Origin of the sequence: Streptomyces sp. NBC_01261 (assembly GCF_036226385.1) — a bacterium.
Classification (GTDB): domain Bacteria; phylum Actinomycetota; class Actinomycetes; order Streptomycetales; family Streptomycetaceae; genus Streptomyces.
In genome coordinates this window covers 9010001-9034362 of record NZ_CP108463.1, presented here as the reverse complement: position 1 = coordinate 9034362, position 24362 = coordinate 9010001, and the positions used below count along the sequence as shown (strand labels likewise).

The window sequence follows — 24362 nt, the reverse complement described above, 5'->3', positions numbered from 1 at the left end:
CGCCAGGTGAATGCGAGTGATTGCATGGTAAGTGCAAGACCAATCGGCCGAAACGCCTCTTGGTTGATCCTCCAGTGTCCGGCCGTGGAACATCGGCGTTTCCGTGCTGTGAACCAGTCGTCCCGACCGGGTCCGCGTTGCTTCACTGGCGGTCATGGACCTGAACACGGTGGCCGAGATCATCGACGCCCGGCAGCCGACACCCTGGCGGCCGGGCGACGCCTGGCTCGGCGGCGGCACGTATCTCTTCTCCGAGCCGCAACCGCACCTGCGCCGCCTGGTGGACCTGAGCCGCACCGGCTGGACGCCCGTCGAGCGGCACCCGGACGGTTCCCTGGAGATCGCCGCGACCTGCACGATCGCCCAACTCTCCCGTTTCGCAAAGGAGTTGACGACCGGTGCGGCCCCGCTCTTCGAGCAGTGCTGCCGCGCCTTCCTCGCCTCCTTCAAGATCTGGAACATGGCGACGGTCGGCGGCAACCTCTGCAACGCCCTGCCCGCGGGCCCGATGATCTCCCTCACCGCCGCCCTGGACGCCGAGTGCCTCCTCCTGTCCCAGGACGGTCTACGGCGCCGGGTCCGCGTCGCCGACTTCGTGACCGGCGCGGGCCGCAAGGACCTCGCCGACGGCGAACTCCTCCGCTCGATCACCGTCCCGGCCCGCGCCCTGACCTGCCGCACGGCTTTCCGTCAGGCCTCGCTCTACGGCCTCGGCCGCTCCGGGGTCCTGGTCATCGGCACCCTGGACCCGCTCGACGGCTCGCTCGCGCTGACGATCACCACGTCGACGGTCCGCCCGTTCGGCCTGTGGTTTCCGCTCCCACCGACGGCCGAGCAACTGCGCGCGGCGATCGCCTCCGCAGTAGCGGACGACGAGTGGTTCGACGACATCCACGGACTGCCCGAGTGGCGGGCGCACATGACGTTCCGGTACGCGGAGGAGATCCGCCGGGAGCTGGGAGAGACAGCGGCATGAACATCGACGTCAACGGCCGGTTCTTCACCGAAGACCCCCGCCCGGGTCAGTGTCTGCGCACGTACCTCCGCGAGCGCGGCTGGTTCGGCGTGAAGAAGGGCTGCGACGCGGGCGACTGCGGCGCGTGCACGGTCCACGTGGACGGCGAGCCGGTGCACAGCTGCCTCTACCCCGCCTTCCGCGCCGACGGCCGCGCCGTCACCACGGTCGAGGGCCTGGCCGCCGAGGACGGCGAACTCCACCCGGTCCAGCGGAAGTTCCTGGACGCGCAGGGTTTCCAGTGCGGTTTCTGCACGGCCGGCTTCCTGATGACGACGGCCGCCCTGAACGAGGACCAACTCACCGACCTCCCCCGGGCGTTCAAAGGCAACCTGTGCCGCTGCACCGGCTACCGCGCCATCGAGGACGCGGTACGAGGCGTCTGCCACGCCGAGGCACCGGGCGCGGGCGAGGCGGTGGGCCGCAACCTTCCCGCCCCGGCCGGACCGCGGGTCGTCACCGGCACCGCCCGCTACACCTTCGACATCGACGTCCCCGGCCTGCTCCACATGAAACTCCTCCGCTCCCCGCACGCCCACGCCCGCGTCACCGCGATCGACACCGCTGCCGCTCTCCAAGTCCCAGGCGTGCACGCCGTGTTCACCCACTACGACGCCCCGGAACGCCACTTCTCCACGGCCCGCCACGAACACCCCACCGAGGACCCGGACGACACCCGCGTCCTCGACGACACCGTCCGCCACATCGGCCAACGCGTCGCCGCCGTCGTAGCCGACAGCGAGGCCGCCGCCGAGGAGGGCTGCCGACGCGTCGAGGTGACGTACGAGATCCTCCCTTGGGTCCTCGACCCGGAGGAGGCGATGCGCCCCGGCGCCCCGGTCGTCCACGACAAGGACGCCGCCAAGGCGCGGATCTCACGCCCGCAGAACAACGTCGTGGGCGAGGCACACGGCGAGATCGGCAGCGTGGAGACCGGCTTCGCCGAGGCCGACGCCGTCTACGAGGACACCTACCGCACCCAGCGCGTCCAGCACGCCAGCCTGGAGACCCACGGCGCGGTGGCGTGGTTCGACGAGGACAACAGGCTTACGGTACGTACGAGTTCACAGACCCCGTTCCTCACCCGCCGCGCCCTCTGCGCGCTGTACGACCTCCCCGAGGAACAGGTCCGGGTCGTCGCCGGCCGGGTCGGCGGCGGCTTCGGCGGCAAGCAGGAGATGCTCGTCGAGGACATCGTCGCCCTCGCGGTCCTGCGCCTGCGCCGCCCGGTGAAACTGGAGTACACCCGCGCCGAACAGTTCTACGGCGCCACCACCCGCCACCCCTTCACGATCAACGTGAAGGCGGGCGCCCGCCGCGACGGCCAACTCACCGCACTGCAACTACGAGTTGTCTCCAACACCGGCGCCTACGGCAACCACGGCCCCGCCGTCATGTTCCACAGCGTCGGCGAGTCGATGGCCGTCTACCGCGCCCCCCACAAGAAGGTCGACGCCTTCTCCGTCTACACGCACACCGTCCCGGCGGGTGCCTTCCGGGGCTACGGCCTCGGCCAGGTGATGTTCGCCGTGGAGTCGGCCCTCGACGAACTCGCCCGCCAACTCGACCTGGACCCGCTGGAGTTCAAGGCGAAGAACATCATCGGACCCGGCGAGCCGATGCTCTCCCCCGGCGGCGAGGAGGAGGACCTGCACATCGCGAGCTACGGCCTCGACCAGTGCCTCGCGATCGTCCGCCGCGCCCAGGCGCAGCCCGTCTCCCAACTCCCCCCGGACGGCTGGTTGACGGGCGAGGGCACGGCCCTGGCGATGATCGCGACGGGCCCGCCCGGCGGCCACATCGCCGACGCGAAGGCGAGCCTCCTCCCCGACGGCGGCTTCGATCTCGCCGTAGGCACAGCCGAGTTCGGCAACGGCACCACCACGGTCCACCGCCAGATCGCGGCCGGTGAACTCGCCACCACCGTCGACCGCATCACCGTCCGCCAGTCCGACACCGACGTCGTACGGCACGACACGGGCGCCTTCGCCTCCACGGGCACGGTCGTCGCGGGCAAGGCCACTCTGCGCGCCTCCCACGCCCTCGCCGACCAGCTGCTCGACTTCGCCGCCACCCACCTTCAACTCCCGCGCGCCGACTGCGCGTTGGCCGAGGAAGCCGTACTGCACCCGGGCGGCCGTCTCACCCTGAAGGAGCTGCACGCGGCTGGTGCGGCGGTCGGGGTGGAGTTCAGCGCCGACGGGCACTTCGGCGGCACCCCTCGCTCGGTGGCCTTCAACGCACAGTGGTTCAGGGTCGCCGTGGACCCGGGAACGGGCGAGATCCGCATCCTGCGCAGTGTGCACGCGGCCGACGCGGGCAAGGTGATGAACCCGATGCAGTGCCGGGGGCAGGTCGAGGGCGGGGTCGCCCAGGCGCTCGGCGCGACCCTCTTCGAGAACGTACGGATCGACGAGCGCGGCGCGGTGGAGACATCGGCCTTCCGCCGCTACCGGCTCCCCCAGTACGCGGACGTACCGCGCACCGAGGTCCATTTCATGGAAACGGCCGACGCCATCGGCCCGTTGGGCGCCAAGTCGATGAGCGAGAGCCCCTTCAACCCGGTCGCACCCGCCTTCGCCAACGCGCTGCGGGACGCGACCGGCGTGCGCTTCACGGAACTTCCGCTGACCCGAGACCGGGTGTGGCGGGCACTGGCCGACTCGCCGCATACCCACCGTCCACCCGTATCGCCCTGATCCCACTGATGTGCCGGGCCCCGCAACGGTCCTGCGGAAGCACCAGTTGCGGTCCGGCACGGTCCAGCGGGGTGTCATCGATGCTCACGGCGAGCAGAACAGGGGCATGAGCGAAGTCGGGGTCGATCTCGGCCCAGGACAGCAGCGCGTGGTGCCCGTCCGCACCGCTGACCGCGATGAGGAAACGCAGCCTGTCCTTGCGGCGGACGGGGTCGAAGCCGGGCCCGGCCGAGGACAGGACGTCGTAGAGACGGGGTCCCGCGAAGCGGTGCTCCTGGGTGCCGCTGGTGGCGCACTCGAAGCTGACCCGGACGCGGTGCAGCGGCCAGTCGAGCAGGTCGGGCACGGTCAACCGGGCCGGTCGGGCGAGGTCCCCCGTCAGGTCGAGCTGCGCGAGCGTCACGAGCCATCACCTCCCGGAATGTGGTACCCGGACGGCACTCCCGTACAAACGCACATGCGCACCCCACAAGCGAACAGCGCAGCTCATGCGATGCGACAGGAGACTTATGCCTTGCAAATGCGGCAGTATCATCGCGGCACGGCCGTTGCGGTCGTCCCAGGGCGCGACAACCCCTTTCATGAGCCCCTTTCATGAAGAGACCAGAGGAGTAGAACCGTGATGACCCGTTCCGCGCGTCGGACCCGCCGGACCCTGCAGGTTGCGGGGGCCGGAGCCGCCGCGCTGCTGGCCCTGAGCGCCTGCTCCTCCAGCGACGACTCGTCCTCCTCGAAGTCCGACTCCTCGGCGTCCGCGTCCCCGAAGATGTCCGGCACCGTCACCGTGTTCGCCGCCGCCTCGCTCCAGGAGTCGTTCACGAGCCTGGGCAAGGAGTTCGAGAAGGCGAACCCGGGCACCAAGGTCACCTTCAACTTCGGCGGCAGCGACACCCTCGCCGCGAGCATCACCGGCGGAGCCCCGGCCGACGTGTTCGCCGCCGCGAGCCCCAAGACCATGGCGATCGTCACGGACAAGGGCGACGGCGTCGGCACGCCGGCCACCTTCGTCCGCAACCAGTTGGAGATCGCCACCCTGCCGGGCAACCCCGACAAGGTGACCTCCCTGAAGGACCTCACGAAGTCCTCGCTGAAGGTCGTGCTCTGCGACAAGACGGTGCCCTGCGGTGCGGCGGCCCAAAAGGCTCTGACGGCAAGCAAGTTGAAGCTCACCCCGGTGTCGTACGAGGCGGACGTCAAGAGCGCGCTGACGAAGGTGGAGCTGAAGGAGGCCGACGCGGCGGTCGTCTACAAGACCGATGTGCACGCCGCCGGCAGCAAGGTCCAGGGCGTCGAGTTCCCCGAGTCCGCCAACGCCATCAACGACTACCCGATCGTCCTCCTCAAGAACGCGCCCAACGCCGTCGCCGCCAAGGCGTTCATCGCGCTGGTGCAGTCCGCCGAGGGCCAGAAGGTGCTGTCCGCGGCGGGCTTCCTCAAGCCGTGACCCAGCCAGACACCTCCGACGCCGCGGCCGAGACCCTCAAGGGCGGTCCGCGGCGTCGCCGTGTCCGGATGACCGGCCGCGGGGTGCCACTCCCCCTCCTGGTCCCCGCGCTGGTAGGCCTGGCGTTCCTGCTCCTCCCCCTGATCGCCCTGCTGGTACGGGCCCCGTGGCGGTCCCTCCCATCACAGCTGACCAGCACCGAGGTCTGGCAGGCACTCCAGCTCTCCCTGTTCAGCGCGACCGCGGCGACGGCCGTGAGCCTGGTCCTGGGCGTCCCCCTGGCCTGGGTGCTGGCCCGCACGGAGTTCCCCGGCCGCGGCTTCCTCCGCGCCCTGGTGACCCTCCCGCTGGTCCTGCCGCCGGTGGTGGGCGGCGTGGCATTGCTCCTTGCCCTCGGCCGCAACGGCGTCGTGGGCCAGTGGCTGGACTCATGGTTCGGCATCACGCTCCCCTTCACCACGACCGGCGTGGTGGTCGCCGAGGCCTTCGTGGCGATGCCGTTCCTGGTCATCAGCGTCGAGGGCACCCTGCGCGCCGCGGACCCCCGCTACGAGGAGGCGGCCCAAACCCTGGGCGCCTCCCGCTTCACGGCGTTCCGCCGGGTCACGCTCCCCCTCATCGCCCCGGGCATCGCGGCGGGCGCGGTCCTGGCCTGGGCCCGCGCGCTGGGCGAGTTCGGCGCGACGATCACCTTCGCCGGCAACTTCCCCGGCCGTACCCAGACGATGCCGCTGGCGGTCTACTTGGCCCTCCAGAACGACCCCGAGGCGGCCATCGCGTTGAGTCTGGTCCTGCTGGCGGTGTCGATCGCGGTCTTGGCAGGCCTACGGGACCGCTGGATGACCACGTCATGATCAACAGCCGTACGACCGCCCGCAGATCAGCCCCCTGGACGTGCACGTCATGACCGACACCGCCGACATCGAACCCACCGGTGCCCAGGGCCTCGACGCCCATCTCGTCGTGGACCGCGGCACGTTCCGCCTCGACGTGGAACTGACCGCGGCCCCCGGAGACGTCGTAGCCCTGCTCGGCCCGAACGGCGCGGGCAAGACGACCGCACTCCGCGCACTCGCGGGCCTGGTCCGCCTCACGGCCGGTCATCTACGGCTGGACGGCGCCGAGTTGGACCGCACACCACCGGAGTCCCGCCCGGTTGGAGTCGTCTTCCAGGACTACCTGCTGTTCCCCCACCTGACCGCGCTGGACAACGTCGGCTTCGGCCCACGCTGCCAGGGCGCGACGAAGGCGGAGTCCCGTGCGGTGGCCGCCGAGTGGCTGGACCGCATGGGCCTGGCCGAACACGCAACCGCCAAGCCCCGCAGACTCTCCGGCGGCCAGGCCCAACGCGTAGCCGTGGCAAGGGCGTTGGCGACCCGCCCGCGTCTGCTCCTCCTCGACGAACCCCTGGCCGCCCTGGACGCCCGCACCCGCCTGGACGTACGCGCCCAACTCCGGCGCCACCTGGCCGAGTTCGAGGCGGTCGCCGTCCTGGTCACCCACGACCCGCTGGACGCCATGGTGCTGGCCGACCGCCTGGTCGTGATCGAGCAGGGCACGATCGTCCAGGAAGGCACCCCGGCCGACATCGCCCGCCACCCGCGCACGGACTACATCGCCCAACTCGTAGGCCTCAACCTCTACAAGGGCAGCTCCGACGGCCACACGGTCACCCTCGACACGGGCCCCACGATCACGACGACGGAGGACCTCCAGGGCGAGGTGTTCGTAGCGTTCCCGCCGAGCGGGGTAACCCTCTACGGCAACCGCCCGACGGGTGTCAGTGCCCGCAACCTCTGGCACTGCGAGGTAGCGGGCCTGGAAACCCACGGCGACCAGATCCGCGTGGACCTCACCGGCGAACTCCCCCTGACCGCCGACCTGACGACGGTAGCGGCGGCCGAACTGGACCTCCACCAGGGCGCGTTGGTCTGGGCAACGGTGAAGGCAACCCAGACGCACGCGTACCCCGCCTGAGCTAACGCGCCCCAAAGGGACGCGGGACTGCGTCAATGTGCGGCTCCGCCGCAGGGCGCGGGGAAGTGCGCGACCAACCACGGCGGTGCCGCACTCAGGAGACGGCGCCTCGCGGCGCTACCAGCAGGCCACTCAGTCCTCGTACGCATCCAACGGCGGGCAGGAACACACCAGGTTCCGGTCCCCGAACGCCTGGTCGATCCGCCGCACCGGCGGCCAGTACTTGTCGGCGACGGACACACCGGCCGGGAAGACAGCCTCCTCACGCGTGTACGCGTGCTCCCACTCCCCACCCAGCGCGGCAGCGGTGTGCGGCGCGTTCCGCAGCGGGTTGTCCTCGCCCGGCCACTCCCCCGCGCCGACCTTCTCGATCTCCCCACGAATCGCGATCATCGCCTCGCAGAACCGGTCCAGTTCGATCAGGTCCTCGGACTCCGTCGGCTCGATCATCAGCGTCCCGGCCACCGGGAACGACATCGTCGGCGCGTGGAAGCCGTAGTCGATGAGCCGCTTGGCGATGTCGTCGACGCTGACCCCGGTCGCCTTACTGATCGGCCGCAGATCGATGATGCACTCGTGCGCGACAAGGCCACCGGGCCCGGTGTAGAGCACGGGGTAGTGCGGCTCAAGCCGCTTGGCGATGTAGTTGGCGCTGAGCACAGCCACCTGCGTGGCCCGCTTCAACCCCTCCCCACCCATGAGCCGGACGTAGGCCCAAGAGATCGGCAGGATCCCGGCGGAACCCCAGGGAGCCGCCGAGATCGGCCCAACTCCCGTCTCCGGCCCGGCCGCCGGCTGCAACGGGTGGTTCGGCAGATACGGCGCGAGGTGCTCACGCACACCCACCGGCCCGACCCCCGGCCCACCGCCACCGTGCGGAATGCAGAACGTCTTGTGCAGATTCAGATGCGATACGTCCCCGCCGAAGTGCCCCGGCTTGGCAAGCCCCACAAGGGCGTTGAGGTTGGCGCCGTCGACGTAGACCTGCCCGCCCGCCTCGTGGACCTGCGCGCAGATGTCGGCGACGTGTTCCTCGAACACCCCGTGCGTGGACGGGTAGGTGATCATCAGCACCGACAACTCGTCCCGGTACTGCTCGATCTTCGCCCGCAGATCCTCGACGTCGATCTCACCGTCCTCGGCGGTCTTCACTACGACGACCTTCATCCCGGCCATCACGGCGCTGGCAGCGTTCGTGCCATGCGCGGACGACGGAATCAGACACACGGTCCGCTGCTCATCGCCGTTGGCCCGGTGATATCCGCGAACAGCAAGCAGCCCGGCCAACTCCCCCTGGGAACCGGCGTTCGGCTGCAACGACACCTTGTCGTACCCGGTGACCTCGGCGAGCCGCTCCTCCAACTCCCGGATGAGCGTGAGGTATCCCTGCGCCTGCTCGGCGGGTGCGAAGGGGTGCAACTGCCCGAACTCGGGCCAGGTGACCGGCTCCATCTCGGTGGTCGCGTTGAGCTTCATGGTGCAGGAGCCCAGCGGGATCATGCCCCGGTCGAGCGCGTAGTCCCGGTCGGCGAGCCGACGCAGGTACCGCAGCATCGCGGTCTCGGAACGGTGGTCGCGGAAGACAGGGTGCGTGAGGTAGGCATCGGTGCGCAGCAGCCCGGCGGGCAAGGTGTCCTCGGCACTCGCATCAAGCGCCTCGATGTCGCCATCCACCCCGAACGCGGCCCATACGGCGGCCAGTTGGGCACGTGTGGTGGTCTCGTCGCAGGCGATGGACACCTGGTCGGCGTCCACGAGGTACAGGTTGACGCCGTCCTCGCGGGCGGCGGCGACAACCTCGGCGGCCCGGCCCGGAACACGCACGGTCAGCGTGTCGAAGTAACCACCGTGCACGACCTCGACACCGCCGACGCGGAGCCCGGCCGCAAGGATCGTGGCGTACCGATGCGTCCGCCGAGCGATGCCCTTCAGCCCCTCGGGCCCGTGATAGACGGCGTACATGCCGGCCATCACCGCGAGCAGCACCTGGGCGGTACAGATGTTGCTGGTGGCCTTCTCACGGCGGATGTGCTGCTCGCGGGTCTGCAGGGCGAGGCGGTAGGCCCTGTTTCCGTCGGCGTCGACGGAGACGCCCACGAGCCGCCCGGGCAGGCTGCGCGCGAACTTCTCGTGCACGGCCATGTATCCGGCGTGCGGCCCGCCGAAGCCCATCGGCACCCCGAACCGCTGCGTCGTACCGACCGCGATGTCCGCCCCCAGCTCGCCCGGCGACTTCAGCAGCGTGAGCGCGAGGAGATCGGCGGCGACGGTGACGAGCGCGCCGAGCGCGTGCGCCTGTTCGATCAGCGGCTTGATGTCGCGTACGGCTCCGGAGGCGCCCGGGTACTGCACGAGCACGCCGTTGATCTCGCGCTCGGCGATCCCGGCCGGGATGCCCTCGCTGAGGTCGGCGACGACGACCTCGACACCGGCCGGCTCGGCGCGGGTCTCGATCACGGCGATGGTCTGCGGCAACGCGTCGGCGTCGACCAGGAACAGACCCTTCTTGTTCTTCCCCATGCGCCGCGACAGCGCCACGGCCTCGGCGGCGGCCGTGCCCTCGTCGAGCAGGGAGGCACCGGAGGTGGGCAGCCCGGTCAGATCAGCGACCATCGTCTGGAAGTTGAGAAGGGCTTCGAGCCGCCCCTGGGAGATCTCCGGCTGATACGGCGTGTAGGCCGTGTACCAAGCCGGGTTCTCCATGACGTTGCGCAGGATCACGGGCGGGGTGAAGGTCCCGTAGTACCCGAGCCCGATCATGGAACCGAGGACCTCGTTGCGGTCCGCGAGGGAGCGCAGCTCGGCCAGTACCTCGGCCTCGGTACGGGCGCCCGGCAGGTCCAGAGCGTCGGCGTTCTTGATCACATCCGGGACGGCGGCGGCCGTGAGCTCGTCGAGCGAGCCGTATCCGACCTGCGCGAGCATCTTGGCCCGCGCCTCCTGGTCGGGTCCGATGTGACGCTGCTCGAACGGAATGCCCTGTTCGAGCTCGGAGAGCGGAATGCGAGGAACGGTCATCAGGGAGGCCTCCTGGTCGGACACGACCTTCGAGGGCACCACGACAGCGGGGTGCCGGACGGCCTCCCCCTCTGTCATCTCAACCTGAGAGCTTCACCGGCCACCCGAAGGTCACCGGCTTTCACCGTCGGTGAGAGCGCACGCCGTCGACACGCGCCCTGCTTTCCAGAGTGACCTCGTCCGTGCGGTACGTGAGCCTGAGAGATTCCGGGGAGGATTTGCTCCTTCGGCGCCTCCGATGAAGTCTGGAGGACTCTCCCGCACGGGGTCAGCAGCCGTTCGCCAGCCTACCAGCGCGCGTTGAAGCCGAGCTTTCGAGTGGCCACCTTCCCCAATGTGCTCTTTTGTAGTGCTTACGGATGAGTTGCGACCAGGAGGAGGGCCCGTGCAGACCGATATCGATCCGCGCAACCTGATCGGCCGCAAGGCGTTCGACCGCACCGGCGCCAAGATCGGCACGATCGACGAGGTCTACCTCGACGACGCGACCGGCGAACCGGAGTGGGCGGCCATACGCACCGGCCTGTTCTCCAGGGACGCCTTCGTCCCTCTGGAGCCCAGCGAACTGATCGAGGGCACCCTCCGCATCCCCTTCGACCGCTCCCTGATCAAGGACGCCCCCGACTTCGGAGTGGGCCGCCACCTCTCCCCCGACCAGGAACTCCAGCTCTACCACCACTACGGCCTCGACGTGGGCCCGCCTCCGTCACTCCCGGACCACGACTTCGGCAAGCTGGCGGGCTCGGAGGACAACTGAGCGGGGTCGGCGAACAGGGCGTCGCCGGGGCTTGGAGCCGCCGGGGGTGGTGACGGGGCGGGCGGGTCATCGGCGCCCGACACCACCAAGGGCGTCGGCACGTCAGGCAGGGCATCGGCACGCCCCTCGTCCGGTGGCAACGGCTCGGCCTGAGCAACCCCGAGGCTTGGCTCCGCCGACGACAACGGCTCGGCCGGTCGATCGCCGGTTCCATGCGCCGCCAACGGCATCGGCATTGCCATCGCCTCCGCCGCCAAGCCCCCCACCCTTCGCGCCACCAACGGCAACGGCTCCGCCAACTCCAGCTCAGGATCATCGGTCCGGAACGTCCGCACCCGCCCCGGCCCCGAATCCTCAGGCGTCTCGAACCGCACGGTCACCCGTCCCAGCCCGCTCCCCTGCACCCACCCGTGCCCGAACCCGGCGTGGCGCACATCGTGCCCCGCGGGCCAGCGCCGCTCCACCGGCGCCGCCGGCTCCTCACCCCCCTCCTCGTCGGTGCGCTCCTCCTCAAGAAGATCGACCTGCTCCCCCGCCGCCTGCGCGAACAGGTCCTCCTGCGTGTAGTCGGCGAGCCCGGAGACCCCCACCCCGAGCAGCCGTACCCCGCCCGTGGTGTCGACGGAGTCCAGCAACCGGGCCGCGGCCTCCCGCACCACCCCCGGGTCGTCGGTGGGCCCGCGCAGCGTCTCGGAACGGGTCAGCGTCGAGAAGTCGTACCGCCGCACCTTCAGGACGATGGTCCGCCCCGACAGACCGGCCGCCCGCAGCCGTCGCACGCACCGGTCGGCGAGCCGCTGGACCTCCAGGCCGACCCGGGTCCGGTCATGGATGTCCACGTCGTACGTGTCCTCGACCGACACCGACTTGGTCTCCCGCTCGGCCACCACGGGCCGCACGTCGTGCGCCAGCGCCATCGCGTACAGCGCGTGCCCGTGCGCCTTGCCCACCAGCCGTACGAGTTCGTCCTCGCCCGCCTCGGCGATCTCGTCGACCGTGGTGATCCCGGCCCGCCGCAGATGATCACCCGTCGCCGGTCCGACCCCCGGCAGCGTGCGCACCGACAACGGCCCCAGCAACGCCCGCTCGGTCCCGGGCTCGATCAGTACGAGCCCGTCCGGCTTGGCCCGCTCGGAGGCGATCTTCGCGATCATCTTGGAGGCGGCCAGGCCCACCGACCCCGTGAGCCCCGTGACCGCCCGTATGTCGGCCCGCAGCCGCTCCCCGGTCAGCCGCGCCGACTCCGCGTCCCGGGCCGCTCCCCCGGCCTCCAGGTCCACGAACGCCTCGTCCAGGCTCAGCGGCTCCACCAGCGGCGACAACGCCCGCAGCAGTGCCATCACCTGTTCGCTGATCGAGCGGTAGAACCCGAACCTCGGCACGAGATACGCGGCGTTCGGCGCGAGCCGCCGCGCCTGGGCCATCGGTATCGCCGAATTCACCCCGAAGACCCGTGCCTCGTACGACGCGGTGGCGACCACCCCGCGCGGCCCGAGCCCGCCCACGACGACGGCCTTCCCGCGCAGGCTCGGCTTGGACGCCTGCTCCGCCGAGGCGAAGAAGGCATCCATGTCGAGATGCAGGATCGTAGGCGCGGTTCTCACATCTCCGATGCTGCCCTACGCCACTGACAATGCCCCGCTACGGCTCCCTCCGGCCCCTCAGACGGCCCGGTTGCGCCGCCTGGCCAGCTCGTCCGCGGGGTTGGACCCGACGAGCGTCTCACCGGTGTCGACGCGCTCTCCGTGCAGCTGCGACAGGGCGCTCTCGACATCCCGCCACACGACCCCGACGGCGATCCCGAAGATCCCCTGGCCGCCCTGGAGCAGCGCGTGCACCTCGTCCGGCGACGTGCACTCGTAGACCGTGGCGCCGTCGCTCATCAGCGTCATACGCTCCAGGTCACGGAAGCCGCACTCCCGCAGGTGCAGGACGGCGCTGCGGATGTTCTGCAGCGACACGCCCGTGTCGAGGAACCGCTTCACGATCTTCAGGACGACGACGTCCCGGAAGCTGTAGAGCCGCTGCGTCCCCGACCCGTGTGCGGGCCGCACGCTGGGCTCGACGAGCCCGGTACGCGCCCAGTAGTCCAGTTGCCGATAGGTGATGCCGGCCGCCGCACAGGCCGTGGGCCCCCGGTAACCGATCTCCTCGGACGCCATGGACGTCGCCCCTCCGCTGCTCGGCACTGCCGCCGGCCGCTGCGGAATGCGATCGGCCGTACTGCCGTGAAGCGGGTACGGACCTCTGTCCCCGAAACTGCGTTCCGGGGCACCCCCAGCCGTACCGTCGCCGCTGCTTCTCACGCCGACCTCCGTCCTTGACCTGCCTTCTCGACGGTAGGCAGTCACCAGGGGTGCGTCAACGATCGCCACACTCGGCACGCCGAGTGATAGTCACCCAAGGAGTGGTTTCCCGTGTCCCACCGCGGGGAAAGGCTAGCCGAATGCGCTCGCGGAGAGCCGCAGGACGCTCTCACACGCCGGTGGCAAATGCCGGCATTTTCTCGCCGACCCCCGGCTCACTGGCTGTTGGTGCCGAAGTCCTCGGGCGAGATCTGGTCGAGGAACTCGCGGAACTTCTCCACCTCGTCCTCCTGCTCGTCCGGAATCGCGATGCCCGCGTCGTCGAGCACACCGTCACTGCCGTAGATCGGCGTCCCGGTGCGCAGTGCCAGCGCTATGGCGTCGGACGGGCGGGCGCTCACCTCGACGCCGCTGGCGAAGACCAGCTCCGCGTAGAAGACGCCCTCCCGCAGATCCGTGATGCGCACTTCGGTCAGCTCCTGGCCGACGGCCTCCAGCACGTCCTTGAACAGGTCGTGGGTCAGCGGTCGTGCGGGGGCCATGCCCTGCTGAGCGAAGGCGATCGCCGTCGCCTCCCCGGGCCCGATCCAGATGGGGAGGTAGCGGTCGCCTCCCACTTCACGCAGGAGCACGATCGGTTGGTTGGAGGGCATTTCGACCCGGACACCTACGACATCGAGCTCGTTCACACAGCAACCCTAGGCCGTGCCCGGGACGTTTGGGTAGTCGGGCCGAGAACGGGTGACCGATCAGGCAGCCGCGAGACCGCCCGTCTCAGGGCAGGCGAACGCCGAGCGCGGTCTGCACCAGAGCGGCGTGCAGCTTCACCGTGAGCCCCGCCAGTTCCTTCGTACGGGCCTCCGCGTGGGCCCTGGTCTGCGGATTGCGGTGGCGCTTGAGCGGGGCCACCACCTGGTCGACGAGCCCGGCCTCACGATCGGCGGCGGCCTTCATGGCGCGCAGATGCCGCGGTTCGATCCCGAACCGCCCGAGTTCGAGGACAAGTCCGGCCACGGTGACGGCTTCCGCGTCGTAAACCCCGTCCGGCAGCGGGGCGATGAGTCCGTACGACTCCCATTCGTCGAGCTCCTGCTCGCCGATCCCGGCAGCGGCCATCAGCTCGGCCCGCCCGATCCGGGCGACCGTGGGCGCCTCCACGGGCTCCAGGACGACCTCGCCGTCCCGCTGCCGCCCCACGGTGGGCAGGGGCGCGGCCTCACCGCGCTCCATGGCGTCGAGATGCTCGCGGATCACCTTGAGCGGAAGATAGTGGTCCCGCTGCATCCTCAGGACATGGCCGAGGCGCTCGACATCGGCGGGGCTGAACTTGCGGTACCCGGAAGGGGTCCGCTGCGGCTCGACGAGACCCTCCGACTCCAGGAAGCGAATCTTGGAGATGGTGACTTCGGGGAACTCGTCGCGCAGCATGTTCAGCACCGTGCCGATGCTCATCAGCCCGATGTCCGCGGCGGCGGTACCGTGCCCGGCACCGCCGCTCGGTGTTTGAAGCATGGACCTTCCTGGGGGAATCCCCCGGACCCAGTCCGAGGGAGGGTCAGTAACCCCGCTGGCTCGCGTAGAACACCAGCCGGTACTTGCCGATCTGAACCTCGTCACCGTTCGCCAGCGAGACCGAGTCGATGCGCTCGCGGTTGACGTACGTGCCGTTCAGGCTGCCGACGTCGGCGACCGTGAACGAACCGTCAGGAGAGCGCCGGAACTCCACATGGCGGCGCGAGACCGTCACGTCGTCCAGGAAGATGTCGCTCTGCGGATGACGGCCGGCCGTGGTCAGCTCGCCGTCCAGCAGGAAGCGGCTGCCCGAGTTCGGACCGCGCCGCACCACCAGGAGCGCCGAGCCCAATGGCAGGGCGTCGACAGCGGCCTGCGCCTCCGGGGAGAGCGTGGGCATCTGCGTCTGACCGGTCACTTCGGCGTCGTAGGCCTCAAGACCGGAGATGGAGATGGTGGAGGTCGTCTCGGACGGACGCTCCGGGGTCGCGCCGGGGCGCAGCGGCGCACCGCAGTTGGAACAGAAGCGGCTGTTCTCCGCGTTGCGGTTACCGCACCTCGTACACACCAGGGCCGACATAGGGGAAAACCCTCCACCCGTACTTGAGGTTGACGGTTGCCCGAAACCTATGTCGCCGGACTGCGCAGGGTCAACCGACGCCGCGCCCTGGCCGCCGACCTGGTCGCGGAACAGCGGGCGCTGGCCTTCTGCGTCCGGTTGTGCGCGGTGGCGAGCGGTCTGGTTGTCGCTGCCCTCTTTCGCACTCTTGCCGAACAACTTCGCAAACAACTTCACGGGCGATTCCCCTTGACCGAAACAGACCCGCCCGTGGGGCAGGACGAACCCTGATTGAACACACCGGTTGACCCGGACATCCTCACAACGTCCGTATCCACCAGACAGTTTCCACCACGCACCACCCAATCGGTGCGTCGACCCCCCGCAACCTCATGCCCTCGCCTGACGGTCCCCATGCACCCCCGGTTCACCGGGAGGACGACCGAGCGTAGTCAGGCTGCTTCGCCGCTCGCAAGGCATCCACGACGATCTTGGCCGACCGCCCGACGGTAACGGTGGCCTGCTCCTTCTCAAGAGTCTGCACCACGCCTCCAGGGATGTTGAGCGCCGGTTCGAGATCCTGCGGCTTGCCGATGACCTTGAAACGATAGGGGGCGTTGATCTTGTTCCCGTCGACGCTCACGCTCTTGCCGGAGTCCGTCAGATACGTGTTGGCGACGACCCGCACATCGTTCACCTGGATCGCCTCCGCGCCGGCCGCGCGCAACTCCTGGACCGCGTCGAGCAGCATGTCCGCCTCGACCGTTCCCTTCGTGTCGTCGATGGTCATCGTGATGCCGGGGCCCTGCGCGGCCACGGTGCCCGCCAGAATGCCGAGTTGCTTCTCCTTCTCGGCAGTCTGCTTGCGGGCCTCCTCGGCCTGGTCGGAGCTGTTCTCCAGCTCGTCGCGCTGTTTCTGCAGACCCTGCTTCTCGTCTTCAAGACGCTGAGTACGGTCGTCCAGTTCATCGAGAATGCGCACAAGATCTTCCTGCCGCGCCCCACGCAACGCGCTGTCGCTGTTGCTGTTCGAGGCGACCTGTACGGCCAGCCCGAAACCGAGGCCGAACAGCAGCACCGCGACGATGAGTTGGGCCCGGCTCACGCGCGGCGGCCACAGCCCCTGCACCAGCCGCTGCCGACCCGTCACGGTGGGCCCGGACTTCTCCTCGGGTGCCTGCGCCTCCGAGGAGACAGACGCCGGAATCTCTTCGGGCAGTTCCCTGCGGAGCCTGTGTTCAGGCCGCTCGTCCTCGTTGCTCATCGACCTCACGCCCGGAAGACGTGCCGGCGAATGGCCGCGGCGTTGGAGAAGATCCGGATACCGAGGACGACCACGACACCCGTGGACAGTTGGGCACCGACGCCCAACTTGTCGCCCAGGAACACGATCAGGGCGGCCACGACCACGTTCGACAGGAACGACACCACGAAGACCTTGTCGTCGAAGATCCCGTCGAGCATGGCCCGCAGACCGCCGAAGACCGCGTCGAGCGCCGCGACGACGGCGATCGGCAGATAGGGCTCGACGACCACCGGCACCTCAGGCCGGACGAGGATTCCGGCCACCACTCCCACGATGAGGCCCAGTACGGCGATCACGATGTGCCCTTCTCAGTTCTCGGCTGTGCTGTACGTACGATCACACTCGGCGCGGCGGGCAGCCGGAGATCGTTCTCCACGGCGATGGTCGCCCTGATGCCGTAGTTGTCTTCCAGGGCGTGCAGATAGAGCCCGTCGGCAGCGTTCTGGAACCTGGTGCTCAGCCGTTTGCCGTCCCCCACCGCGAGCACCGTATAAGGCGGTACCAGTGGCCTGTTGTCGACCAGTATCGCGTCACCCGCGGCCCTGATCGCGGACAGCGCCGTCAGCCGCTGCCCGTTGATGGAGACGGCCTCGGCGCCCGCCGCCCACAGTCCGTTGACGACGCGCTGCATGTCGCGGTCGCGCACCCGCCCGGTGTCGGAGAAGTCGGCGGTCTCACGCGGGTTGTCGCCCCCGCCGGTGCTGGCTTCCTTCGCGTCGTCGACGACGAGCTTCACACCGGGGCCGTGCACCGCGGTGGCACCGGACAGCATGCTCACGAGGTCCGCCTGGCCGCTGCCGCCGCTCGACTTGAGCGCGGCCCGCTGCCGCGCGCTCACATCGTCACGAAGGTCGTCGACGGTACCTTCCAGCTTGTCCGCCGACGTCGTCTCCTTGTCGATACGGTCGATCAGCTCCTGGCGCTCCTTGGCCACCACAGGGGCAGCCACACGCGCCTGTGCCGCGCCCACGGTCACGACAAGGGCCGCCAGCACCAGGCCCGCGGCGAGACCGAGCTTCGCCCGGAGGGTCTTCGGCATGCCGCTCTCACCCGCGGCCCTCTTCCGGGCGGCGGCCTCGGCATAGCCGTCGTCGAGGCTGTGGTCCATGACATTGGTGAGCAGCGACATGGACGCGTCCGGGCGCGCAGGGCGCGTGGGTGTGCTCCGAACGGGGGGCTGCTGCGGCATGCCGCACATCGTCGCACGTGGTGGCCTGTACCTCCGAATGGCCCCACCGGCGTGCCGGACAGGCCCCCTTGGGGACGCATGTCCGGCACGCGCGCGTGCGTGGTGTTTTACCGTCCGGCGCTGTCCACGACCGCCGACCACTCGTCCAACAGGGCCTGCGCGGAGGCATCGTCGGGCCCTTCGGCCCACAGATGCGTGACCGCCTCGGCGGGGTCGGGCAGCACCATCACCCAACGCCCGTCCGTCTCCACGACCCGCACACCGTCCGTCGTATCGACAAAGCGATCGCCGGCCGCCTCGACGACCCGGCGCATCACAAGTCCCTTGACGGCCCAGGGAGTCGCCAGGTCCCGCTTGAGGACGTGCGCCCGCGGAATCCGGGCGTCGATCTGGCTCAGCGTCAACTGCGTCCGCGCCACCAGCCCGATGAGTCGTACGAAGGCTGCCGCGCCGTCGAAGACGCTGCTGAACTCCGGGATGATGAACCCGGCCTTGCCGTCCCCGCCGAAGATGGTCGTCTCGTCACGCCCGACCCTGGTCAGGTCGTCCGGCGAGGTCGTCGTCCACTCGACCTGCGTCCCGTGGTACGCCGCCACCTGCTCGGCGATCCTCGTGGTGGTCACCGGGAGTGCCACCCGCCCGCTGCGCCGCTCCGCGGCGACCAGGTCGAGCATCACGAGCAGGGCCCGGTCGTCCTCGACGATCCGCCCCTTCTCGTCGACGAGCGAGAGCCGCTCACCGACGGGGTCGAACCGCACCCCGAACGCGGCCCGCGCGGAGGCAACGATCTCGCCGAGCCGCACCAGCCCCGACCGCCGTGTGTCCGCGGTCTCCGTCGGCCTGGACTCGTCGAGCCCGGGATTGATCGTCAGCGAGTCCACACCGAGCTTGCCGAGCAGGCTGGGCAGAACAAGCCCGGCGCTGCCGTTCGACGCGTCCACCACGACCTTCAGGCCGGATTCGGCGATCCCGGTCGTGTCGACATTCCGCAGCAGGGACCCGGTGTACGAGTCGAAGACGCTGGCCGGGAAGTGCAGGTCCCCGATCTCGCCGGGGAACGCGCGCCGGTACTCCTGCCGCGCGAACACCCGGTCCAGCTTGCGCTGACTTCCCTGCGAGAGGTCCGCGCCCTGGCTGTCGAAGAACATGATGTCGACGGAGTCCGGCACACCGGGTGTGGTCCGGATCATGATCCCGCCGGCACTGCCCCGCGCGGTCTGCTGACGGGCCACGGGCAGCGGTACGTTCTCCAGGTCCCGTACGTCGATGGCGCTCGTCTGCAGGGCGGAGATCACCGCCCGCTTGAGCGCACGGGCACCTCGGGAGTGGTCGCGGGCCGTGGTGACCGTGGACCCCTTCTTGAGGGTCGTGGCGTAGGCGCCGGCGAGACGGACGACGAGCTCCGGGGTGATCTCCACGTTCAGGATCCCGGACACACCACGCGCGCCGAAGAGGTGCGCCTGGCCTCTGTTCTCCCAGATGACCGACGTGTTGACGAAGGCACCGGCTTCGATCGTCTTGAACGGGTAGACCCGCACATTGCCCTGCACGATCGATTCTTCACCGATCAGGCACTCGTCACCGATGACCGCGCCGTCCTCGATCCGGGCCGCGCGCATGATGTCGGTGTTCTTTCCGACCACACAGCCCCGCAGATTGCTGTGCTGCCCGACGTACACGTTGTCGTGCACGACGGCCCGGTGCAGAAAGGCCCCGGTCTTCACAACGACGTTGGAGCCGATGACGGTGTGCTCACGGATTTCGGCGCCGGCCTCGATCTTGGCGTAGTCACCGATGTACAGCGGCCCGCGGAGAACCGCGTCGGGATGCACCTCGGCACCCTCGGCCACCCACACACCCGGCGACAGCTCGAAGCCGTCGATCTCAACGTCGACCTTGCCCTCAAGGACATCGGCCTGCGCCTTCACATAGCTCTCGTGGGTGCCGACATCTTCCCAGTAGCCCTCGGCGATAAAGCCGTAGACCGGCTTGCCTTCCTTCATCAGCTGCGGGAAGACATCGCCGGACCAGTCGACGGGAACGTCGGCCTCGACATAGTCGAAGACTTCGGGCTCCATCACATAGATGCCCGTGTTCACCGTGTCCGAGAAAACCTGACCCCAGGTCGGCTTCTCAAGGAATCGCTCGACCTTTCCCTCTTCGTCGACGATGGTGATGCCGAATTCCAGCGGATTGGGCACACGGGTCAGACAGACCGTGACCAGCGCACCCTTTTCCTTGTGGAAATTGATCAGTTCGGTGAGGTCGAAGTCGGTCAGGGCATCACCGGAGATGACTAGGAAGGCATCGTCCTTCAACGCCTCTTCGGCGTTCTTGACGCTTCCGGCGGTACCGAGTGGCTTCTCCTCATTGGCATACGAGAGCTCCATGCCGAGCTCTTCGCCGTCACCGAAGTAGTTCTTGACCAGCGAGGCCAGGAACTGCACGGTGACTACGGTCTCATTGAGCCCATGCCTTTTGAGCAGCCTGAGCACGTGCTCCATGATCGGTCGATTGACCACGGGCAACAGTGGCTTGGGCATGCTTGAGGTCATGGGGCGAAGGCGTGTGCCTTCGCCTCCGGCCATCACGACGGCCTTCATGTCGGAAGCGTCCTCCTCTGCGAGACGACGGTCTAGCCGACTTCACCAGTCCAGATTGTCCCGCACTTTTGCGCAACGGGCCATCGAGCGACTGTTACCGCCCAATCGGCAAGGTCAGTCGGCCATGGCGTCCGCACGCAGTAGGCGGCGGACTTGTACCACGTAGAGGACTCCTGCCCACCAATAGAGCGTTGTACCCCATCCTGCGAACGCCCATCCGAAAATGGCTGCGAGTGAGGGGAGCCATCCACTTCCGTCACTGAGCAGCAGCAACGGGAAGGCATACATCAGGTTGAACGTAGCTGCCTTGCCCAGGAAGTTCACCTGCAGCGGCGGATAGCCGTGCCGCCTGAGGACGGCCACCACCACCAGCAGGACCAGCTCTCGCGCCAGCAGTGCGGCGGTCAACCAGATTGGCAGGATCTCGCGCCAGGTGAGCCCGACGAGAGTCGAGAGAATGTAGAGCCGGTCCGCGGCGGGATCAAGGAGCCGGCCAAGGCTGCTGATCTGGTTCCAGCGCCGCGCGAGCTTGCCGTCCAGGTAGTCGCTGATCCCACTCAGCATCAGCACCAGAAGCGCCCAGCCGTCGCTCTTGGGACCACCGAACTCGGGCCTGAGGATCAACCACAGGAAGATGGGTACGCCGACCAGGCGCGCCATGCTGAGGATGTTCGGGATGGTGAGCACCCGCTCTGTCTGGACGCGGGTCTCCTGGACCTCCACCCGGGGGCCTCCTGTGGGAAAACGTGCCAACGATTCCCCCTGACCTTACCCCAACGCAAAAAAGCTCCGACTCTTGGGCTGTGTGCCCAAGAGTCGGAGCTCTAAAAAGAGTTCGGCGGCGTCCTACTCTCCCACAGGGTCCCCCCTGCAGTACCATCGGCGCTGTGAGGCTTAGCTTCCGGGTTCGGAATGTAACCGGGCGTTTCCCTCACGCTATGACCACCGAAACACTATGAAACAGACAACCGCACCACACCCGGTGGCCCCGGACATGGGGTTGTTCGTGGTTTCAGAACCAACACAGTGGACGCGAGCAACTGAGGACAAGCCCTCGGCCTATTAGTACCGGTCACCTCCACCCATTACTGGGCTTCCAGATCCGGCCTATCAACCCAGTCGTCTACTGGGAGCCTTAACCCCTCAAGGGGGTGGGAACACTCATCTCGAAGCAGGCTTCCCGCTTAGATGCTTTCAGCGGTTATCCCTCCCGAACGTAGCCAACCAGCCATGCCCTTGGCAGAACAACTGGCACACCAGAGGTTCGTCCGTCCCGGTCCTCTCGTACTAGGGACAGCCCTTCTCAATGTTCCTGCGCGCGCAGCGGATAGGGACCGAACTGTCTCACGACGTTCTAAACCCAGCTCGCGTACCGCTTTAATGGGCGAACAGCCCAACCCTTGGGACCGACTCCAGCCCCAGGATGCGACGAGCCGACATCGAGGTGCCAAACCATCCCGTCGATATGGACTCTTGGGGAAGATCAGCCTGTTATCCCCGGGGTACCTTTTATCCGTTGAGCGACGGCGCTTCCACAAGCCACCGCCGGATCACTAGTCCCGACTTTCGTCCCTGCTCGACCCGTCGGTCTCACAGTCAAGCTCCCTTGTGCACTTACACTCAACACCTGATTGCCAACCAGGCTGAGGGAACCTTTGGGCGCCTCCGTTACTCTTTAGGAGGCAACCGCCCCAGTTAAACTACCCATCAGACACTGTCCCTGATCCGGATCACGGACCCAGGTTAGACATCCAGCACGACCAGACTGGTATTTCAACGACGACTCCACCCACACTGGCGTGTGAGCTTCAAAGTCTCCCAGCTATCCTACACAAGCCGAACCGAACACCAATATCAAACTGTAGTAAAGGTCCCGGGGTCTTTCCGTCCTGCTGCGCGAAACGAGCATCTTTACTCGTAGTGCAATTTCACCGGGCCTATGGTTGAGACAGTCGAGAAGTCGTTACGCCATTCGTGCAGGTCGGAACTTACCCGACAAGGAATTTCGCTACCTTAGGATGGTTATAGTTACCACCGCCGTTTACTGGCGCTTAAGTTCTCAGCTTCGCCACCCCGAAGAGTGACTAACCGGTCCCCTTAACGTTCCAGCACCGGGCAGGCGTCAGTCCGTATACATCGCCTTACGGCTTCGCACGGACCTGTGTTTTTAGTAAACAGTCGCTTCTCGCTGGTCTCTGCGGCCACCCCCAGCTCAAGGAGTAAATCCTCTCACCGGTGATGGCCCCCCTTCTCCCGAAGTTACGGGGGCATTTTGCCGAGTTCCTTAACCATAGTTCACCCGAACGCCTCGGTATTCTCTACCTGACCACCTGAGTCGGTTTAGGGTACGGGCCGCCATGAAACTCGCTAGAGGCTTTTCTCGACAGCATAGGATCATCCACTTCACCACAATCGGCTCGGCATCAGGTCTCAGACTATGTGTGATCCGGATTTGCCTAGACCACGTCCTACACCCTTACCCCGGGACAACCACCGCCCGGGATGGACTACCTTCCTGCGTCACCCCATCACTCACCTACTACCATCTTGGGCCGGCGGCTCCACCACTTTCCATTCCCCGAAGGGTCCGGAACGGCTTCACGGCCTTAGCATTAATGGGCTCGATGTTTGACGCTTCACAGCGGGTACCGGAATATCAACCGGTTATCCATCGACTACGCCTGTCGGCCTCGCCTTAGGTCCCGACTTACCCTGGGCAGATCAGCTTGACCCAGGAACCCTTAGTCAATCGGCGCACACGTTTCTCACGTGTGTATCGCTACTCATGCCTGCATTCTCACTCGTGAACCGTCCACCACTAGCTTCCGCTGCGGCTTCACCCGGCACACGACGCTCCCCTACCCATCCATACAGGCGTTGGCCCTATTGTATGAATGACACGACTTCGGCGGTACGCTTGAGCCCCGCTACATTGTCGGCGCGGAATCACTAGACCAGTGAGCTATTACGCACTCTTTCAAGGGTGGCTGCTTCTAAGCCAACCTCCTGGTTGTCTGTGCGACTCCACATCCTTTCCCACTTAGCGTACGCTTAGGGGCCTTAGTCGATGCTCTGGGCTGTTTCCCTCTCGACCATGGAGCTTATCCCCCACAGTCTCACTGCCGTGCTCTCACTTACCGGCATTCGGAGTTTGGCTAAGGTCAGTAACCCGGTAGGGCCCATCGCCTATCCAGTGCTCTACCTCCGGCAAGAAACACACGACGCTGCACCTAAATGCATTTCGGGGAGAACCAGCTATCACGGAGTTTGATTGGCCTTTCACCCCTAACCACAGGTCATCCCCCAGGTTTTCAACCCTGGTGGGTTCGGTCCTCCACGAAGTCTTACCTCCGCTTCAACCTGCCCATGGCTAGATCACTCCGCTTCGGGTCTTGAGCGCGCTACTAAATCGCCCTATTCGGACTCGCTTTCGCTACGGCTTCCCCACACGGGTTAACCTCGCAACACACCGCAAACTCGCAGGCTCATTCTTCAAAAGGCACGCAGTCACGACTGCATGTGCAAGCACATACAGCGACGCTCCCACGGCTTGTAGGCACACGGTTTCAGGTACTATTTCACTCCGCTCCCGCGGTACTTTTCACCATTCCCTCACGGTACTATCCGCTATCGGTCACCAGGGAATATTTAGGCTTAGCGGGTGGTCCCGCCAGATTCACACGGGATTTCTCGGGCCCCGTGCTACTTGGGTGTCTCTCAAACGAGCCGTTGATGTTTCGACTACGGGGGTCTTACCCTCTACGCCGGACCTTTCGCATGTCCTTCGCCTACATCAACGGTTTCTGACTCGCCTCACAGCCGGCAGACTGTGAAAGAGAGATCCCACAACCCCGCATACGCAACCCCTGCCGGGTCTCACACGTATACGGTTTGGCCTCATCCGGTTTCGCTCGCCACTACTCCCGGAATCACGGTTGTTTTCTCTTCCTGCGGGTACTGAGATGTTTCACTTCCCC

The 24362-nt window shown here is 67.4% G+C and carries 18 protein-coding genes, 2 rRNA genes and 1 riboswitch (1 of these 21 cut by a window edge); of the genes, 6 read left to right on the top strand and 14 right to left on the bottom strand.

Features of this window, described 5'->3' with window-relative positions; genetic code table 11:
- Positions 1 to 154 precede the first annotated feature (154 nt).
- The gene (locus tag OG226_RS40295) at positions 155 to 976 is read left to right on the top strand and encodes an FAD binding domain-containing protein (RefSeq protein ID WP_329351699.1); all 822 of its coding nucleotides are present in this window, start codon (positions 155 to 157) and stop codon (positions 974 to 976) included.
- Entirely contained in the window at positions 973 to 3714 is a 2742-nt protein-coding gene (locus OG226_RS40290; protein WP_328684641.1) for a molybdopterin-dependent oxidoreductase, read from the top strand. Before OG226_RS40295 ends, OG226_RS40290 begins: the two co-directional genes overlap by 4 nt.
- On the opposite strand, the gene OG226_RS40285 is transcribed toward OG226_RS40290, so the two are convergent.
- Positions 3629 to 4117, bottom strand: coding sequence for a molybdopterin-dependent oxidoreductase (locus OG226_RS40285; protein WP_328684640.1), 489 nt, complete (start codon positions 4115 to 4117; stop codon positions 3629 to 3631). The two genes, OG226_RS40290 and OG226_RS40285, sit on opposite strands and share 86 nt — an antisense overlap.
- Before the next feature lie 219 nt (positions 4118 to 4336).
- Here OG226_RS40285 and modA point away from each other — a divergent pair, with 219 nt between their 5' ends.
- From modA to OG226_RS40270, 3 genes are read left to right on the top strand one after another with little or no spacing between them, the layout of a single operon-like run.
- The gene (gene modA / locus OG226_RS40280) at positions 4337 to 5158 is read left to right on the top strand and encodes a molybdate ABC transporter substrate-binding protein (protein WP_328684639.1); all 822 of its coding nucleotides are present in this window, start codon (positions 4337 to 4339) and stop codon (positions 5156 to 5158) included.
- Positions 5155 to 6012, top strand: a complete 858-nt coding sequence (gene modB, locus OG226_RS40275) for a molybdate ABC transporter permease subunit (RefSeq protein ID WP_328684638.1) — start codon at positions 5155 to 5157, stop codon at positions 6010 to 6012. Before modA ends, modB begins: the two co-directional genes overlap by 4 nt.
- Positions 6013 to 6061: 49 nt before the next feature.
- Positions 6062 to 7135 (top strand): ABC transporter ATP-binding protein, encoded by a 1074-nt coding sequence (locus OG226_RS40270; protein ID WP_328684637.1) that lies wholly within the window; start codon positions 6062 to 6064, stop codon positions 7133 to 7135.
- A gap of 132 nt (positions 7136 to 7267) precedes the next feature.
- On the opposite strand, the gene gcvP is transcribed toward OG226_RS40270, so the two are convergent.
- Positions 7268 to 10153 carry an aminomethyl-transferring glycine dehydrogenase gene (gene gcvP, locus OG226_RS40265; protein WP_328684636.1) on the bottom strand — a complete coding sequence of 962 codons (2886 nt, stop codon included), beginning with the start codon at positions 10151 to 10153 and terminating at the stop codon, positions 7268 to 7270.
- A gap of 175 nt (positions 10154 to 10328) precedes the next feature.
- Positions 10329 to 10424: riboswitch (glycine riboswitch) on the bottom strand.
- Between the two features lie 114 nt (positions 10425 to 10538).
- Between gcvP and OG226_RS40260 the strand changes: the two genes are divergently transcribed.
- Positions 10539 to 10910 (top strand): PRC-barrel domain-containing protein, encoded by a 372-nt coding sequence (locus OG226_RS40260; protein ID WP_328684635.1) that lies wholly within the window; start codon positions 10539 to 10541, stop codon positions 10908 to 10910.
- Here the strand turns inward: OG226_RS40260 and OG226_RS40255 are convergent.
- From OG226_RS40255 to OG226_RS40200, 12 genes are all read right to left on the bottom strand, one after another.
- Positions 10832 to 12514, bottom strand: coding sequence for a DNA polymerase IV (locus OG226_RS40255; RefSeq protein WP_443066946.1), 1683 nt, complete (start codon positions 12512 to 12514; stop codon positions 10832 to 10834). The two genes, OG226_RS40260 and OG226_RS40255, sit on opposite strands and share 79 nt — an antisense overlap.
- Before the next feature lie 57 nt (positions 12515 to 12571).
- A complete protein-coding gene (locus OG226_RS40250; RefSeq protein ID WP_328684634.1) occupies positions 12572 to 13216 on the bottom strand; it encodes a MerR family transcriptional regulator in 645 nt (214 codons plus the stop codon).
- A 215-nt stretch (positions 13217 to 13431) separates the two neighbouring features.
- Positions 13432 to 13905 (bottom strand): bifunctional nuclease family protein, encoded by a 474-nt coding sequence (locus OG226_RS40245; RefSeq protein ID WP_006123076.1) that lies wholly within the window; start codon positions 13903 to 13905, stop codon positions 13432 to 13434.
- Positions 13906 to 13990: 85 nt separating this feature from the next.
- Positions 13991 to 14728: a transcriptional regulator FtsR gene (ftsR, locus tag OG226_RS40240; RefSeq protein WP_329351698.1), complete on the bottom strand. Its 738-nt coding sequence runs from the start codon at positions 14726 to 14728 to the stop codon at positions 13991 to 13993.
- A 43-nt stretch (positions 14729 to 14771) separates the two neighbouring features.
- The gene (locus OG226_RS40235) at positions 14772 to 15653 is read right to left on the bottom strand and encodes an FHA domain-containing protein (RefSeq protein WP_328684632.1); all 882 of its coding nucleotides are present in this window, start codon (positions 15651 to 15653) and stop codon (positions 14772 to 14774) included.
- A 61-nt stretch (positions 15654 to 15714) separates the two neighbouring features.
- Positions 15715 to 16551, bottom strand: coding sequence for a DUF881 domain-containing protein (locus OG226_RS40230; protein ID WP_328684631.1), 837 nt, complete (start codon positions 16549 to 16551; stop codon positions 15715 to 15717).
- A gap of 5 nt (positions 16552 to 16556) precedes the next feature.
- A complete protein-coding gene (locus tag OG226_RS40225) occupies positions 16557 to 16889 on the bottom strand; it encodes a small basic family protein (protein ID WP_019059351.1) in 333 nt (110 codons plus the stop codon).
- The gene (locus tag OG226_RS40220) at positions 16886 to 17722 is read right to left on the bottom strand and encodes a DUF881 domain-containing protein (RefSeq protein WP_328686571.1); all 837 of its coding nucleotides are present in this window, start codon (positions 17720 to 17722) and stop codon (positions 16886 to 16888) included. The genes OG226_RS40225 and OG226_RS40220 overlap by 4 nt, the downstream gene beginning before the upstream one ends.
- 167 nt (positions 17723 to 17889) lie before the next feature.
- Positions 17890 to 20385, bottom strand: coding sequence for a mannose-1-phosphate guanyltransferase (locus OG226_RS40215; RefSeq protein ID WP_328684630.1), 2496 nt, complete (start codon positions 20383 to 20385; stop codon positions 17890 to 17892).
- Positions 20386 to 20499: 114 nt separating this feature from the next.
- Entirely contained in the window at positions 20500 to 21108 is a 609-nt protein-coding gene (locus OG226_RS40210; RefSeq protein ID WP_328684629.1) for a CDP-alcohol phosphatidyltransferase family protein, read from the bottom strand.
- A gap of 110 nt (positions 21109 to 21218) precedes the next feature.
- Positions 21219 to 21335: ribosomal RNA gene (rrf, locus tag OG226_RS40205) — 5S ribosomal RNA — on the bottom strand.
- Between the two features lie 92 nt (positions 21336 to 21427).
- Positions 21428 to 24362, bottom strand: a 23S ribosomal RNA gene (locus OG226_RS40200) (it continues 188 nt past the right edge of the window).